Source organism: Mucilaginibacter gossypii (assembly GCF_017569325.2).
In the GTDB taxonomy this organism is placed as follows: domain Bacteria; phylum Bacteroidota; class Bacteroidia; order Sphingobacteriales; family Sphingobacteriaceae; genus Mucilaginibacter; species Mucilaginibacter gossypii.
Genome location: NZ_CP071878.2, coordinates 2611589 through 2627973 on the forward strand (window position 1 = coordinate 2611589; position 16385 = coordinate 2627973).

Sequence of the window (16385 nt, forward strand, 5' to 3'; positions counted from 1 at the left end):
CTAAAATATTAAAACCTATACCAATTACACAATTAATTAAATATCAATTAATTAACAAAATACAATCAATATAAAACCGTTCGGTAATGGAACACTTACAGTGCGAATGTGAACGTTTGCTTAAGTCAGAAGTCTAAAGTAGAGAATCAAAAGTTATTCTTTACTTTAGACTTTAGACTTTATATTATTAAGTCATTAGTCAGCATTCAATGCTTAATGCCTCAGTGACCCAATGCAGATTTATTCATTTTTTAGGCTCTTAACAGGATTGCTCAACGCCGCTTTGATAGCCTGCCAGCTTACCGTAAGCAGGCAAACTACCATACTGATCCCTATAGTGGCAATAAATACCCAGGCGCTTATATCTGTACGGTAGGTATAATGCTGTAACCATTTGCTCATGTTGTACCAGCTCAGGGCCGAACCAATAATAAATGAAATAACCACGAGTATTAAAAACTCTTTCGACAGGTTGAACCACAAACTACTGATGCTTGCGCCTAATACTTTACGGATACTGATTTCCTTTTTACGCTGCTCGGCCGAGAACGAAGCTAAACCAAACAAGCCGAGACAGGATATAATAATGGCCAACACAGTAAACGAACTCGACAACGTACCCAAGAGCTTTTCATTTTCAAATTTGCCGCTGAAGTTTTCGTCAACAAACTTGTATTCAAAAGGATATTCGGGGTTATATTTTTTGTAAATGTCGCCAATTGTAGCAAGGCTTTTTGATACAGGAGCATTCGGATTTAAACGAATACCAAGCTGACCTGCCCAACCTTTATCAAAACCAATAATGGCAGGCTTCACAGGTTCATATGGCGATCCCCAAACAAAATCTTTAACAATACCAACCACAGTACAATTACGACCCTGCCATTTCACTATCTGCCCAAGCGGATCTTTTAAGCGCATTAGTTTAACAGCCGATTCGTTCATAATGAGCGACAATGAGTCGGCCATGCGACCTGGTATATAATCACGCCCTTTTATCAATTCAAGCTTATAAGTTGAAATAAAATGAAATGAAGTAACAATCTGGTCGATAGGTATTTTATCCTCGCCAGGTAGCTGTCCGGGCCAGTTAATACCCCAACTGCTGCTGCCATTACTGGCTATACTGCCCGATGTTTCTGCAGCATCCACAGCGGCTCCCGCGTTAATTATATCCGTTCTGAAGTTTTCATATTCTTTATATAAATTGCCATCTAATGAGATCTCGATAAGTCCGTTTTGTGAATAACCTACCGGGCGGTCTTTAATGTAGTTGATCTGTTTATAAATCAGGATACTTGAAAGTATAAGACATGTAGCAAATACAAATTGTACGATAACTAATACCTGTCTTGAGTGCAGCGTTTTTCTACCCGTTTTGTTAGTGCCCTTTAAAACTTTTACCGGTTTAAACGACGACAAAAACAAAGCCGGGTAACTACCTGCCAATAAACCAGTTATCAGCGTTACTAATATAGCGGTACCCCATGCCGACGCATTGTTATAAGGAATTGTCAGTTGCTTATGTATGATTTCGTTAAAATAACCAAGCGTTGATGCTATTATTACCAGTGCAACAACAAGCGAAATTATAGCGGTGAGGATTGATTCGCCTAAAAACTGCTGGACAATGGCTATTCTCCGCGCACCTACAACTTTACGGATCCCAACCTCGCGGGAACGGCGCTCAGACCGTGCAGTAGAAAGGTTCATAAAGTTGATACAGGCAATAAGCAAAATACCTATTGCAAGAAACAGGAATAAACGCACGTATTCGATTGCGCCACCTGTATTCACTCCATTTTTGAACTCGCTGTGCAGGTGCCATTTGGCAAATGGAAACAAGAATAACTGATTTTCTTTATTATGATCGTCATAGCGACCAATTAACTTTTTGATTTCCAGATTAAGCTTATCTACATTAACGCCGGGCTTAAGCATAACATAAGTTTTGAACGAATAATTACCCCAGCCCGATGTTTTCACCCAGCCATTATCAGCTTCATAAAGTTTCCATGGAATTAGTGCATTAAACCTGAACGTAGAATTTCGGGGCAGATCTTTGTAAACAGCACTCACTTTTACCAGCCGCGAACCATTTAACTTAACAGTTTTACCTATAGGATCGACATCGCCAAAAACGGCCTTCACTGCCGATTCGGACATGATAACTGACGACATATCCCTGAAAGCATCTTTTTTGTTACCCTTCACAAAATCAAGTGTAAACATGTTCAGAAATGACTCGTCGGCTGCAATGGTATTAACTTTTAACGGTTTGTTGTTGTAATTAAACAGTTGATCATATGACCAGTTTGCACGGGCTGCATACTCAACCTCCGGATAGTCTTTTTGCAGCGCGGCAGCAATCTGCACGGGCGTGGCATCCCCTGTGTTTATTTCGCCACTTGAAGGCTGGTTACGCATTACCTTATACAGCCTATCCTTATTTTCATGAAATCCGTCATAAGTAAATTCATTATAAACATATAACAGCAACATAAAGCTCACTGCCATACCTACACCCAAACCTCCAATGTTAATGGCCGAATAAAGTTTGTTTTTAATCAAACTCCGCCATGCGATTTTTAAATAGTTCTTAAACATATCTTTAGTTCGTTAAAGTCATTGGGTCATTAAGTCATTGCCTGTCGCTTGCACAATTAGCCATTCAAAATAACTTAATGGAGAGCAACTGATGACTTAATGATAATTATTCAGATCGTAAACTCTTAACAGGGTTAGTCAAAGCTGCTTTAATGGCCTGAAAACTTACCGTAGCGAAGGCTATAACAAGCGCTACCACCCCTGCTAACGCAAAAACCCACCATCCTATCGCAATACGATAAGCAAAATCCTGCAGCCATCTGTGCATGGTTAACCATGCTAACGGAAATGCAATTAATGACGACAGTATAACAAGCTTCAAAAACTCGGCTGATAGCATATTTACTATACCCGATACAGAAGCTCCTAATACTTTACGGATACCTATTTCGCGGGTACGCTGTATGGTGCTGTATGATGCTAAACCAAATAAGCCCATACAGGAAATAATTATAGCTAACACAGCAAAATACATGAACAGTTTACCAAAATTTATTTGCTCAGCATATTGGGCATTAAAAGTCTCGTCAACAAAAGCGTAATTGAATTGCCGTTCGGGCACAAGGGTTTTCCACCTGTTTTGAATAGCGGCTATCGTTGCAGGAATATTTTTTGCTAAGATTTTAAGCGTGAGCATCCTGTTAAAATCGGGATCGACACTTATACTTAACGGCTTAACAGGCTCCTGCAGCGCTTGAAAATGAAAATCTTTTAAAACGCCGATGATCTTTCCTGTTCGCCCCCATTGTGAAAGCTTACGTCCTACCGCCTCGGAGGGGCTACTGTAGCCAAGGCTTTTGGCTGCTGCTTCATTAATTAAAAAAGCTTTAGAGGTATCAGTGCCAAACGATTTCGAAAATATTCTGCCAGCCGCTACTTTCATTTCAAACTGCGGAATAAAATCATAGTCAACATAATACGCATCAATAAGCATTTGCTGCATAGCACCTGTGTGGTTCTCTATCTCTGAATCGCTATTTCCGTTACCAAAACCGGGCAAACTTCTTGACGCTGTTACGGAAACTACATTGGGGATTTTTTTTAATTCATTCTTTATTAATTCAACTCGACGCTGTACAGCGGTATCTGAGAAAAAATCAATGGCGAGCATTTGTTTTTTTTGAAAACCAAGTGGCTGATTGCGCATATAATTTAGTTGTGTATAAACCACAATGGTGCCAACAATCAGAATTATGGATACGGTAAACTGTACGACTACAAGTGATTTCCGTACTATAATTCCTTTAAAAGATTTACTAAGCCCGCCACTTAGCGTAGCTATTGGTTTAAACCCGGAAAGAACAAAGGCGGGATACAAACCAGCTACAGCACCGATGCTTAATGACAACAAAAAGAGATCAAACACATAACCATGAACAAAAATGGTTGTATTTGTTATTTTGCCCGATAACTGATTATAAAACGGCAATAACAAATTACTTAGCAATATTGTAAGTAAAAAGGCAAATAGACATATAATAACCGTTTCGGATAAGAACTGGATGATCAACTGCTTTCTCGCTGCTCCAATTACCTTGCGAATCCCAACTTCTTTTGCCCGTTCGGCTGCCCTTGCTGTGGTTAAATTTATAAAGTTAATACATGCAATAAGAAGAATAACAATAGCAATGGCTGAGAAAATTCGCATATTGTGCAGATCACCAAATTCCGGACCTCCCCTGGTGGTATCCATGTAAATATCTTTCAAAGGCACAAAGTGATAATCATAATTTACACCTTCCTGTTTATCAGCTGCGGTATAATGCCTGTTTGCAAAAGCCGCCATTTGGCTCTCTAAGCTTTGCGAATTATACCCTTTGGGCAATACCACATAAGTGTGTCCACAAATAGCCGCCCAATTTGCCAATACATCCGGACGAAATTTCAAAAATGTGGCATAAGAAACAGCCATATCAAATTTAAAATGTGAGTTTGCAGGTACATCTTTTATAACTGCTGTAACCAAAGCGGGGTATTTGCTATCGAGTGTCAGGGTCTTACCAACAGGGTCAACACCGCCAAAATATTTTTTGGCCATAGTTTGTGTCATTACAACCCTGAACGGTGCCTCAAAACCTTTTTTCACATCGCCTTTTATGACTGGTAAAGTAAACACCGTAAACAATGAAGCATCTGCATATATGAGGTTTTCTTCCTGAAATTTTGCGCCGCCATATTGTACCAAAAATCTTGCCCCGAGTGTCCTGGCATTTTCTTGTACTTCGGGAAAATCTTCTTGTAAGGATGGACCAATTTGTACAAATGCTGCCGATGTTTTTATAGTTGAATTAGGATGTACTACATCAACTGCGACGCGATAAATGCGATCGAACTTTTCGTTAAACGTATCATAACTGAGCTCAAACCTTATATCTATGTAAATTAGAAAACAGGCCGCCAAACCTATTGCCAGCCCAATAATATTAATTATCGAAAATCCTTTATGCCGCCATAGGCTCCTGCACGCAATTTTGATGTAGTTTCTTATCATTGGGTTAGTTTATTAGTTTAATCATTTATTGGCACTTATTTGCTTATCCAAGTGATTCATCAGCTTTACTCACCTCACTTATGAACAAGTGACCAAGCTATTCAGAACGTAGGCTCTTCACTAGGTTAACGCAGCTTTCACCGCCCGACAGCTAATGATAAAAAGCCATGATAACAATAAAGCCAACAATATTTAAGGCGCTAAAGCTTGGGGTTAACTAAATTTTGCCATGCGGTTTTCAGATAGTTTTTAAACATAGGAATAGATCTAAATAAAAAAAACTCTCTAACATGCCCTTCTCTACAAATGCGGAGAAGGGCAGCAGAGGCAATTATTAACTTATCTATAAACTGATTTCGGGAGCGTTGGTCTAAGTCAAAAGTCGTTAGGTTTAAGCCGGAAGTTCTTTTCTTACCACGAGCTATAAAACTATCAACTATGAACTCAACAAACTATACCATGATATTTTCCATAACCGTTTGTCCGTCAAGCAGGCGTATAATGCGGTGACTGTACCGGGCGTCATGTTCAGAGTGGGTAACCATGATAATGGTAGTTCCCTGTTCATTTAAGTCGGTAAGTAGTTCCATCACATCATTACCATTGCTGCTATCCAGGTTACCGGTAGGCTCATCCGCAAGGATCAGTTTTGGTTTATTAACAACTGCGCGTGCAATAGCTACACGCTGTTGCTGACCACCTGATAACTGCTGCGGATAGTGGTTACGACGGTGCATGATCTGCATTTTGTCTAACACCTCTTCCACCCTTTTAACACGCTCTGAAGCAGCTACGCCGGTGTAGATCAATGGCAATTCAACGTTTTCAAATACGGTAAGCTCATCAATAAGGTTAAAGCTCTGGAAAACGAAGCCAATGTTGTGTTTACGCAGATCGGCGCGTTTACGCTCATTAAAATGCGCTACTTCAATTTCATTAAAAACATAGCTGCCGGCATCCGGGTCATCAAGCATTCCTAAAATATTAAGCAGGGTTGATTTACCGCAGCCCGACGGGCCCATAATGGCTACAAACTCGCCTGTAGCCACTTCCATCGACAGCTTGTTTAATGCGATGGTCTCTACCTCTTCGGTACGGTAGAATTTCTCAAGATTAGAAATTTTTATCATTGGTGCCTCCGTTGTTCATCCCGCCTTTATGGCGATATGATTTGATTTTTTGTTTATTTAAATTTATTAATTATCTCTGTTATATATTATAATGACGCTTAAACAGTGCCAGGCGTTGCAGCTTTGTTACGTTATTTTTTTAGCACAAGCTCCTGAATATCACCATAGGTTTCATAACTTGAGGTAATAACCTTATCACCCGGATTTAAGCCTTCTGTTACCACGAAATAATCAGGGCTCTGGCGTCCAAGCTGGATGTTTACCCTGTATGCCTTTGAACCATCTTCACTTACCTTAAAGATCCAGTTACCCCCTGTTTGCTGGAAGAAACCGCCTTTAGGTACCAATACCGCCTGCATCTGATCGCTGAGCGCCAACCTCACCTGCAGTGTTTGGCCTTTACGGATCCCTGTAGGCACTTTACCAACAAATTGCATATCCACCTGGAAACTACCTGTTGTTTTAACCTGGGTATATACCTTTTTTATAACCAGGTTATATGTTTGATCGGCAAACTGAAAATCGCCCTTCAGGCCTGTGTAAATACGCGACAGATAGTGCTCATCAATATCAACCCTAACTTTAAAGCCCGATTGTACGTCTATCTGCCCTAAATGCTCGCCCTTATTTTTGCTCTGACCTACTTCGGCATCCATTGAGGTTAACTGGCCATCGGTAGGCGCCACCAATACTAAACCGGCCACTTTTTTTCGCATCAGTTCAAGCGTAGTTTTCATGTGGGCGTATTGTTCCTGTGATTGCGAAGCCTGTTGCTTAACCAACGCTGTATCCTGCCTAAGAATCTGTTTAGCCAATTTGTAACGATTTACCTGGTAATCATAAGTATTTTTGGCTGATTGATATTCCTGCAGGCCGATGGCTTTCTGATCATATAAATGTTTGTCTAACTTATAAATCCTTTCAGCCTCTTTATATGCATTCTCCACATCGGCCATGGTATTTAGCTTGCTGATAGTGTTTTGCTGTGCATTGTTATGGGAGATCTGCATTTGGGTTTGCTCGGCATAAACTGCGGTTTCTTGGTTAGCTAAAGTAAGCTCAAGATCGGTATTAGACATTCTCAAAATCCGGTCGCCTTTTTTAAGATTGGCTCCGTCTTCAACGTATTTTTCTTCAACAACACCGCCTTCAGATGCATCAAGAAATATGGTAGTTAACGGCATAACCACGCCGTTAACCGGTATAAACTCCTGGAAAGGACCTTTAGTAATAGTACTTATAGTTAAGCGTTCAGTATCAACATCAAGCTTGCTTTTACCCGATGTAAGATAAATACTGCCGCCTATTAGTAAAATAATGCCTGTAATACCTGCAATCGTAAGTATCTTTTTGCTGTTCCAGGTCTTTTTCTCAATTTTTCTGTCCACTGTATTTCTATAATATTTTGAATGTTATAACAAAAAGATATGCCACAAATTAAAATACTGTTTTTCAATAACTTAAACACAAAACACCATATTTGAGCGTACGCTTCTGTTACATCAGGTGTACGGTATTGATACAGTGTTTTTTCACGTATTAATAGCCTGTTATATGCGAATACAGGTTAGCACTTCATTGTGAAGCATTTATATGATATTACTGCATAAAATGCGGGTATTTAGCACAAAAATTGTAACATGTGGTATAATTAGCGAGTCTTTAATTTATTGTTCATAGTTAAAAGGTTTTAGCGTATAGTTCATAGTTGATGGCAACAATGCTAAAAGTTTATTTAGGCAGCTTCGGTAAAGAGATACAATTTAATTTAAATTTATAACTTTTATTAAATTGACACCCTCAATAAATAAGATGCTATTTTTATTTTGAACTTAAATGATCATGTGGCATCGTTTTGAAGACCATGAACAATTATCTATGAACTATTAACTAAAAATAAATGATACTTAAAAAAGCCACCGTTTTAATTGTTGATGACGATCCGGATGTACTTACCGCGGTTAAACTTTTGCTAAAACCCGAAGCCCGTGAAATCATCACCGAAAAGAACCCCGAAAACCTGAACTGGCTGCTGCAACGTAACGAGGTTGATCTGATTTTGCTTGACATGAACTTCAACAGCGCTATTAATACGGGCAATGAGGGGCTTTACTGGCTGCGCAAGGTAAAAGAATGGAAGCCTGATGTTTGCGTTATTATGATAACGGCTTATGGTGATATTGACCTTGCTGTCCGCTCGCTTAAAGAAGGGGCAAACGACTTTGTGGTAAAGCCATGGCACAACGAAAAGCTGATAAACACTATAAAAGATCTTTTGGATAAAAAAGAAGGTGGGACAAAAACCACCAAAACCCCTGTAAAAAGCACTGCGGGAGACACTTCTATCCTTGGTGAATCGGACGTGATGCAGGATATTTTTTATAAGGTTAACAAGATAGCCCCTACCGATGCCAATATCCTGATCCTTGGAGAGAACGGTACCGGTAAAGATCTTATGGCAAAGGCTATCCACGAACGCTCGCTCCGTGCTGATAAACCTTTTATTAAAGTAGATGTCGGCGCGTTAACAGATACCCTGTTTGAAAGTGAGCTCTTCGGCCACAAAAAAGGGGCCTTTACCGATGCCCGAGAGGACCGTATGGGGCGTTTTGAAGAGGCACAGGGCGGTACTTTATTTTTAGATGAAATTGGTAACATCAGTCTGCAGCAACAAGCCAAGCTGCTTACCATTTTACAAAACCGCCAGGTAACCCGTTTGGGCACCAACAAACCAGTTGATGTGGATATCAGGCTCATTTGTGCTACAAATGTACCTTTGAGCGAACTGGCAAACGAAAACAAGTTCCGTAAGGATCTGATCTATCGTATCAATACTGTCGAGATCAATATGCCACCGCTGCGCCGTCGTAATGAGGATATTGTAATATTGGCCCGTCATTTTGCGAAATTGTACTCAAGTAAATATCTCAAGCCATCAATGGACTTTGATACCGCAGCTATTAACAAGCTTAAATCATACAATTTCCCGGGAAATGTGCGTGAATTACAATATACTATTGAACGCGCAGTGATCATGGCTGATGATAATACCTTAAGACCCGACGATTTGATTTTTTCAATACTGGAAACATCGACAGAAAGCGTGGTTGATGCTGACAATATTCCGTTAAGCGCCCTTGAAAAGAACGCTATATTACGGGTTATTGAAAAGCATAATGGTAACATTACCCGCGCTGCCAAAGAACTTGGCCTCACCCGCACCGCCCTATACCGAAGACTAAGCAAATATGATATTTAACCGTTACGAGTGGCGGCTTTTGCTGCGTGTATTTTTATTGCTGATTGTACTTACCGTCACGGCTTTTGTCATAGTAAGCCTTAATCAGCTGTTGTATCTCGTGATCCTGTTGCCATTGGTTGCTTACTCGGTGGTGGATATGATCCGTTTTCAGAAAAAAGCACAAGACGAAGTAAATCAATTTGTAGAGTCGATCCATTATCGTGATTTTTCCCGCCATTTTGATGTACGGAAAGCACCCAATGAGCTTAAGCCCTTGCGTAAAGGCTTTAACGACATCAATACCACATTCAAACTAATAAGCCGCGAACGCGAAACACAATATCATTACCTGCAAAAGATTCTTGAACTGGTTGATACCGGTATTTTATCCTACGAAGAGGAAACCGGCGAAACCGGGTGGATCAATGAAGCTTTTAAAACCATTATAGGTGTACCTTATCTTAAGACTGTACATTCGCTCGAAAAACGGGAGCCATCATTGTATGCCGAACTGATTAAACTTAAGCCGGGCGATAGTAAGATCATCACTGTAACCCGTAACCAACAACAGGTTAAAATACTGGTGAACGCCAGCCTGATGCGCAGTGATGATAAACTATACAAACTCATCGCTTTTCAAAACGTAAACGAAGCTTTGGATGAAACGGAGTCGAAAGCGTGGTCGAAATTGCTTAATGTAATGACGCATGAGATCATGAACTCCGTAGCTCCTATTTCTTCTCTCGCGGATACGCTCAAGAACCGCCTGCAAAGCCCTGATATTGCCGAAAGCCTGCCTCATAGTGATTTGGAAGACATTGAGCTTGGTATCGATACCATCAAGCGCCGCAGCGAAGGCCTGCTTAAGTTTACCGAAAGCTACCGCAGCCTCAATAAGATTACCAAACTTGATCTGAACAAGATCATGGTGCGTAATATCTTTGAAAACCTCAACAGCTTGATGACACCTACACTGGAGAAAAAGAAGATAGAACTGGAGATCATTCTACGTGATCCGACACTTGCCATTGAAGCCGACATTAACTTGATTGAGCAGGTAATGATCAATCTGCTGGTTAACGCCATTGAAGCGGTGAAAGATCGGGAGGAACCACGCATCACACTCACAGCCGAAATTCAGGGCGGTAAAACTTTTGTAAAAGTTATCGATAACGGCTTAGGCATGCCGCCCGAACTGCTTGATAAAATTTTCATTCCTTTCTTCAGTACCCGCAAAACGGGCAGCGGTATCGGGTTGAGCCTGTGTAAACAGATCATGCTGCTTCATAAAGGCAATATCCAGGTACAATCAACCGAGGGTAAAGGATCAGCGTTTATCTTGTCGTTCGTATAGATCGCCCCCCGGCCCTCCTAAGAGTAATAGCCCATGAAAAGGCAGGAATAATTTGTATATTTATGATAATGAATATCATAGAGACGATTAAGCGTTTTCCAGATCAGTCCAGTTGCATAGACTATCTTGAAGGATTAAGATGGCAAGGATTGCCAGAATGCCCGTATTGCAACAGCAAACGGAGCAGCAAGCGCCAGGAAAGCCAACGGCATATTTGCAATAGCTGTAACCGCAGCTATAGCGTTTTGGTCGGCACTGTTTTCGAGGGCACCAAACTTCCTTTGCCGCAATGGTTTTTGGCTATTTCATTAATGCTGAATGCGAAAAAGGGGTTATCTGCACGTCAGTTAAGCAGGGATCTGGGATGCAATCGTAAGACAGGCTGGTATTTGCAGATGCGGATACGGGAAGCCATGCGGGACGGCGGGGATGGCGGTTTGTTTAAGGGTATTGTTGAGGTAGATGAGACTTATTTAGGTGGTAAAAAAGCCAATCACTCAAAGAAAAAGCGGCAGGAAAGGCGCGATAATAATTTGCAGGTCACCGGCATGCAGGATAAACAGCCCGTGATTGGGTTATTGGAGCGGGATGGCCGTCTAAAGCTTCAGGTCATAGATAAGGCACATGGGAAAACGCTCAAACCCATTGTTGAACAATCAGTGAGCACAGATGCTACTATTGTAACGGACGGCTTTGGTGGATATGCCGGTTTAAATAAAATATTCCGTGAACATCAGGTATTAAACAAGGAAAAAGAAGAGTATGCCCGGGGAGAGTATCACACCAATACGATTGAGGGCTTTTGGACATTGTTAAAACGGGGGATATATGGTCAATACCATAAAGTATCGCTCAGACATTTGCAATCATACCTGAATGAGTTCACATTTAAATATAACAATAGAGGCAATAACCAGGTGTTTAACTTTTTAATTAACAAAACGGCTACTGCCTCTTGATGGGCTATTACTCTCCTAAGGGGGGAGTTTTTGATCTGCATCTTTATGACTTTTGAAAAACTTACGAAGTTTTGGAAACTTCGTAAGTTTGGTTAGATAATATCTTTCCCATGACTTACAAAAGCAATATTCTTGCTATTTCCGGCAGTTTAAGATCGGGCTCATCCAATCATAATATTCTCAAGTTTTTAGGTGAATTAGTTCCAGCCGATATCAATTACACTATATACGAAAGATTAGCCGAGATACCTCCATTTGATCCCGGACTTGACCACGAACATCCACCAGAATCAGTTTCAGAGTTGCGAAGCTTGATGAAAGATGCTTCAGGCATTATCATCTGCACGCCAGAGTATACGTTTGGGGTTCCCGGGCAGCTTAAGAATATGTTAGATTGGACAGTTTCGAGCGGTTCGCTGGTTGATAAACCTGTAGCTTTAGTTACCGCGTCATCAGTTGGCAGCCATGCTCACGCTGCATTGCTGCTGACACTTGGTGCGCTTTCAGCAAAAGTAACAGAGGGGGCAACTTTGCTTGTTCCTTTTATCAGGAGCAAAATGGACGCTGAAGGAAATATTACAGATCAGGAAACTGAAAGGGCTTTGCGGGATGTAATGGAAGTATTTTTAAAAGAAATATAGCCATGAAAAAACTGCACCGCATGCTGAATTTATTTCAGCACCCCACAGGACAGGTAGACGCCCAGATTAGCAGACGGCTTAGCAAATGCGGTGTTGAAACAAATTAAACATGACCATAATTTTTACTCCACTCCCAATTCCCTCATCAACCTTCCCACAGTTTCTTTCAACTCAGCAATTTCCTGTTCTGCTTTAGCCAAACGGGCTTCCAGTGCGGATGAAGATGGGCGACCACTTGGCTCATCTGCAAAATCATCATCATTAAATTCGGGCGTCCCGCCTAATAGATGCGCGTATCTAACTTCCTTTTGGCCGGGGCGTTTGGGTAGCTGTACAATGTAAGGCGTCTCGCCGCCAGCAAGTTTATCCAGGATCTCCTGCACATCTTCTATCGAATCAAATTCGTACATGCGACCGCTGTTAGTATTCAATTCACCTGGCGTTTGAGGCCCACGAAGGATCAAAAGGCATATCAACGCTACTTCCGAAGGTATTACCGGGAAAACTATGGCGAAATTGTGTTTGTATTTAATATTACGAATAGAACCACCGGTAGCGGTAGAGATCAAACCGCGCCTTTTCAAGGAATTTAGGGCATTGATAACCGTATCATCATCATAATTAACAACAGGTTTGCGCGATGTTTTCTGGTTACAGGCGGCCAACAATCCGTTAAGGGTCATAGGATAATAGTCGGGCGTGGTTTTGGCCTTTTCCATTAAAGTACCAAGCACACGTAGTTCTTCTGCATCAAGTACGGGTAAAGTTTGCGGTGAATCCATGGCTAAATATAAGCAGGTTTTTATAGCGTCAAAAAAAAATGCTGATTTTCTGAATGCTAAAATCATTAGGATTAAAATAATAACACCAAAATAGTTTACTTTGCATTGCAATGTCTTTATTCATTACATCATTAAATTCGGGAAGTAATGGCAATTGCTATTACGTAGGGAACGATCAGGAGGCGATATTGGTTGATGTGGGCATTTCATGCCGCGAGACTGAAAAACGCATGACCCGGCTGGGCTTGTCCATGCAAAAGGTAAAAGCCATTTTTGTATCGCATGAACATTCTGATCATATTCGTGGTATACCGGTATTAGCCAAAAAATATCAGCTGCCGGTTTACATCACCCCCGGCACGTTGATGCACCTTAGCGGTGTTGATCATTTTAAAGTCCATCATCTTAGCGCATTTCAAACAGTTGTTATTGGTGACCTCGAGGTAACATCCTTCCCCAAAATGCATGATGCGTCTGAGCCGCATAGCTTTATTGTAAGCTGTCGCAATGTTAAGGTTGGCGTGTTTACCGATCTGGGAATAGTGTGCGACCAACTCATCCGCTACTTTAGCCAGTGCCATGCTGCTTTTTTGGAAGCCAATTATGATGATGATATGCTGGATAAAGGCGGTTACCCTTATTATTTAAAACAACGCATCCGTGGGGGAAAAGGGCATTTATCAAATAAACAAGCTTTGGGTTTATTCACTACGCACCGCCCGCCGCACATGACCCACTTGCTGCTTTCGCATCTTTCCAAAAACAACAACGACCCCAAGCTGGTAGAGGATTTGTTTACCAATTGTGCCGATGGGATCAATATTATTGTGGCGTCAAGACATGAAGAAACTCCGGTTTACTATATCAGCAGTACGGTTGTTCAACATGAGCCGTTAGGGCAGCTTGGCCTTAGCTTTTGATCAGGTAACATCATTATCAGCCAGGTCCTGCAAGAAGACGGTGCTTAACATATCATAAAGTTCGGGGTGTTTATGTTTCAACTCGTTTGGCTTTTGAAAAAAGTACTCGGCTACAACAGCTAAAAACTCAGCTTCGTTAGTGATGGCGTACGGATTGATATCAGAACGCCCGGCTTCAATTTTGTGAATCTCCTGGTGGATCATTTTGAGCCATGGCATAATATATTCATGAGCCAGCAGGATTTCCGGCACACCGTCGGTAGCCCCATCGGCCTTATCAAGCAGGTGTACAAACTCATGAATAGCCGTGTTCTCTTTCCCTGCCGATTTACTAAAACCTTTTGTCAACGCCGCTCTCGACAGGATCATTTGCCCGTTCATATATCCTGAGCCTACCATTCCTAAAATACTCCTGTTTTCGCCTTCAAACTGAAACTCGCTATCAAATGTATCCGGGTAAAGGATCACATTGGTGAGGTTACGGTATTTCCAATCGTTAAAACCAAATATCGGGATCACGGCACTAGCAGCTATCATTACTTTATCAGCATCGCTTACCGTTGTACCAACACCCTCGATAGTAATATCCGCTAAAAGTCTGGCAACCTTTCTTTCAAACAACAGTTTTCGATCAGCATCAAGGTGCTGATAATATGGAATGTGCAATTCTAAAAGCGCTTTATAATTCAATGTGGCAGCAGGCGTTTCATTTACCACTTTCTTTTTATTGAGGAAAACGAACACAACCAACGCAACAACGATCAATATCAGGATAGGAACCATTTTTATTTACAGATTAAATTATAAAACAAAGTACAACAACAGCATAAACAAAGCAGCTATCAGGGTATTTAAAAAATTAACGGTATTGTTGTTGATCAGATTTTTTCTTTCCAACACAGCCCCTAAAACGGAATCTGTTAGATTACCGAGTGTACCTGCAACAATAATCCAGATGAGATTTGTTGTCCAGTCCATTCCTATGGCATAAACAACAGTAATGATAACCGAGCCAATTACGCCAATTAAAGTACCCTCTAAGCTGATCACCCCATCAAGCCCGCGTAAATCCGGCTTTAGGGTTATAATATTGAAGAAACGTTTTCCGTAAACCGTCCCTAACTCTGATGACAATGTATCGGCTGTTGCCGAAGCGAAGATGGCGGCAATCATCAATTGTAAAACTTGAGTTTGGGCCGGAAAAACGAGGATCAAAATTCCGCATAAGGCAGCCGTACCGGCATTCGCCAAAACCTGCCCGGCTGTTCTCCGTCCTTTTTGATCTGCGTTTAAATCCTTCTTTGTTTTGCTTTGTACCGAGGTAGCTGCCGAACCTAAAATAAAAAAGGTAGTCATCATGGCTAAACCTGTGAAGCCGGCACCGGCAAATACCAGGATGGCAACTGCGGCACCGGTTAATGCTGCTATAACAGTTAGCTTACGGGCCGATATACTGTACGCTACACCAGCTACTAAAATAAGTGCCAGCAAACCATAACTTAACCACATAGTCGATCAAAGGGATTAATGTGGCGCTAAATTAAACTTTCAATTCATACTTTTGGGCACATGAAAGATATACTGGGCCAGGCCATACATGATCATTATCATAAATCAGCTAACCATAAACTTTGGATCAATAATCAATATGGACCTAAAGAGGAGATGCCCATTGATGTTTACTTCAGGGATGAGGATGACATGCCGGATATAGAATGGCTGGCCATGAACGAATGCCGCGGAAGCGTGCTGGATATTGGCGCAGGAGCGGGCAGTCATGCTTTAGTATTGCAGCAACGTGGCTTTGATTGCACCGCGCTTGATATTTCCCCGTTAGCCTGTGATGTAATGAAACTGCGCAAGGTAAACAAAGTAATCAAAGGTGACGTTTTTGTTTATAACGAATGCAAATACGATACCCTGCTTTTGCTCATGAACGGGATTGGCCTCACCGGGACACTTGAAAACCTGAAGGTATTTTTACAACACATTAAACTGCTGCTCAATCCAGGGGGGCAAATCGTATTTGATTCATCAGATATCACTTATTTATATGAAGATAGCCTGCCGGAAAAAGGTTATTACGGTGAGCTACTTTATCAATATGAATACAATCGCCAAAAAACCGACTGGTTCCGTTGGCTATATGTTGATGAAAAAACACTTGAGCCCATCGTTGCAGAAGCTGGCTTTGATATGGAGGTATTACTGGAGGATGAATTTAAACAGTACTTAGTGCGGTTAACACTGAGCAGGTAAA

13 protein-coding genes are annotated in these 16385 nt (G+C 41.3%); 6 read left to right on the forward strand and 7 right to left on the reverse strand.

The window, feature by feature from the left end; all coding sequences use genetic code 11:
• Positions 1-240: 240 nt before the first annotated feature.
• The 4 genes from J3L18_RS10915 to J3L18_RS10930 form a co-directional block, all read right to left on the reverse strand.
• A complete protein-coding gene (locus J3L18_RS10915; protein WP_129571570.1) occupies positions 241-2607 on the reverse strand; it encodes an ABC transporter permease in 2367 nt (788 codons plus the stop codon).
• 106 nt (positions 2608-2713) lie between these two features.
• Entirely contained in the window at positions 2714-5098 is a 2385-nt protein-coding gene (locus J3L18_RS10920) for an ABC transporter permease (protein ID WP_129571571.1), read from the reverse strand.
• 452 nt (positions 5099-5550) lie between these two features.
• Positions 5551-6228 carry an ABC transporter ATP-binding protein gene (locus J3L18_RS10925; RefSeq protein ID WP_090525339.1) on the reverse strand — a complete coding sequence of 226 codons (678 nt, stop codon included), beginning with the start codon at positions 6226-6228 and terminating at the stop codon, positions 5551-5553.
• Between the two features lie 131 nt (positions 6229-6359).
• Positions 6360-7616 (reverse strand): efflux RND transporter periplasmic adaptor subunit, encoded by a 1257-nt coding sequence (locus J3L18_RS10930; protein WP_091163814.1) that lies wholly within the window; start codon positions 7614-7616, stop codon positions 6360-6362.
• Between the two features lie 512 nt (positions 7617-8128).
• Between J3L18_RS10930 and J3L18_RS10935 the strand changes: the two genes are divergently transcribed.
• The 4 genes from J3L18_RS10935 to J3L18_RS10950 all read left to right on the forward strand — a co-directional run bounded on the left by J3L18_RS10935 (position 8129) and on the right by J3L18_RS10950 (position 12423).
• Entirely contained in the window at positions 8129-9487 is a 1359-nt protein-coding gene (locus J3L18_RS10935) for a sigma-54-dependent transcriptional regulator (protein ID WP_129571572.1), read from the forward strand.
• Positions 9477-10823, forward strand: coding sequence for a sensor histidine kinase (locus J3L18_RS10940; protein ID WP_129571573.1), 1347 nt, complete (start codon positions 9477-9479; stop codon positions 10821-10823). Before J3L18_RS10935 ends, J3L18_RS10940 begins: the two co-directional genes overlap by 11 nt.
• A 68-nt stretch (positions 10824-10891) precedes the next feature.
• On the forward strand, positions 10892-11782 hold the full coding sequence (locus J3L18_RS10945; RefSeq protein ID WP_311086010.1) for an IS1595 family transposase: 891 nt from the start codon (positions 10892-10894) through the stop codon (positions 11780-11782).
• Positions 11783-11892: 110 nt separating this feature from the next.
• Positions 11893-12423 carry an NADPH-dependent FMN reductase gene (locus J3L18_RS10950; protein ID WP_129567646.1) on the forward strand — a complete coding sequence of 177 codons (531 nt, stop codon included), beginning with the start codon at positions 11893-11895 and terminating at the stop codon, positions 12421-12423.
• A gap of 122 nt (positions 12424-12545) precedes the next feature.
• Here the strand turns inward: J3L18_RS10950 and J3L18_RS10955 are convergent, their stop codons facing one another.
• Complete coding sequence (locus tag J3L18_RS10955) at positions 12546-13205, reverse strand: YceH family protein (protein WP_129567647.1); 660 nt, start codon at positions 13203-13205, stop codon at positions 12546-12548.
• Between the two features lie 110 nt (positions 13206-13315).
• Between J3L18_RS10955 and J3L18_RS10960 the strand changes: the two genes are divergently transcribed.
• Positions 13316-14125, forward strand: a complete 810-nt coding sequence (locus tag J3L18_RS10960; protein WP_091163804.1) for an MBL fold metallo-hydrolase — start codon at positions 13316-13318, stop codon at positions 14123-14125.
• Here the strand turns inward: J3L18_RS10960 and J3L18_RS10965 are convergent, their stop codons facing one another.
• Positions 14126-14908 carry a M90 family metallopeptidase gene (locus J3L18_RS10965; protein WP_129567648.1) on the reverse strand — a complete coding sequence of 261 codons (783 nt, stop codon included), beginning with the start codon at positions 14906-14908 and terminating at the stop codon, positions 14126-14128.
• 18 nt (positions 14909-14926) lie between these two features.
• Positions 14927-15634, reverse strand: coding sequence for a DUF92 domain-containing protein (locus J3L18_RS10970; RefSeq protein ID WP_129567649.1), 708 nt, complete (start codon positions 15632-15634; stop codon positions 14927-14929).
• A 60-nt stretch (positions 15635-15694) separates the two neighbouring features.
• Between J3L18_RS10970 and J3L18_RS10975 the strand changes: the two genes are divergently transcribed.
• Entirely contained in the window at positions 15695-16384 is a 690-nt protein-coding gene (locus tag J3L18_RS10975; RefSeq protein ID WP_129567650.1) for a class I SAM-dependent methyltransferase, read from the forward strand.
• The last annotated feature ends 1 nt before the right edge of the window (position 16385 follow it).

What these genes read in the sequence shown, in the direction of transcription:
- J3L18_RS10915 (WP_129571570.1), bottom strand. Translation starts at nt 2,607, where the DNA reads ATGTTTAAGAACTATTTAAAAATCGCATGGCGGAGTTTGATTAAAAAC.
- J3L18_RS10920 (WP_129571571.1), bottom strand. Translation starts at nt 5,098, where the DNA reads ATGATAAGAAACTACATCAAAATTGCGTGCAGGAGCCTATGGCGGCAT.
- J3L18_RS10925 (WP_090525339.1), bottom strand. Translation starts at nt 6,228, where the DNA reads ATGATAAAAATTTCTAATCTTGAGAAATTCTACCGTACCGAAGAGGTA.
- J3L18_RS10935 (WP_129571572.1), top strand. Translation starts at nt 8,129, where the DNA reads ATGATACTTAAAAAAGCCACCGTTTTAATTGTTGATGACGATCCGGAT.
- J3L18_RS10940 (WP_129571573.1), top strand. Translation starts at nt 9,477, where the DNA reads ATGATATTTAACCGTTACGAGTGGCGGCTTTTGCTGCGTGTATTTTTA.
- J3L18_RS10945 (WP_311086010.1), top strand. Translation starts at nt 10,892, where the DNA reads ATGAATATCATAGAGACGATTAAGCGTTTTCCAGATCAGTCCAGTTGC.
- J3L18_RS10950 (WP_129567646.1), top strand. Translation starts at nt 11,893, where the DNA reads ATGACTTACAAAAGCAATATTCTTGCTATTTCCGGCAGTTTAAGATCG.
- J3L18_RS10955 (WP_129567647.1), bottom strand. Translation starts at nt 13,205, where the DNA reads ATGGATTCACCGCAAACTTTACCCGTACTTGATGCAGAAGAACTACGT.
- J3L18_RS10960 (WP_091163804.1), top strand. Translation starts at nt 13,316, where the DNA reads ATGTCTTTATTCATTACATCATTAAATTCGGGAAGTAATGGCAATTGC.
- J3L18_RS10965 (WP_129567648.1), bottom strand. Translation starts at nt 14,908, where the DNA reads ATGGTTCCTATCCTGATATTGATCGTTGTTGCGTTGGTTGTGTTCGTT.
- J3L18_RS10970 (WP_129567649.1), bottom strand. Translation starts at nt 15,634, where the DNA reads ATGTGGTTAAGTTATGGTTTGCTGGCACTTATTTTAGTAGCTGGTGTA.
- J3L18_RS10975 (WP_129567650.1), top strand. Translation starts at nt 15,695, where the DNA reads ATGAAAGATATACTGGGCCAGGCCATACATGATCATTATCATAAATCA.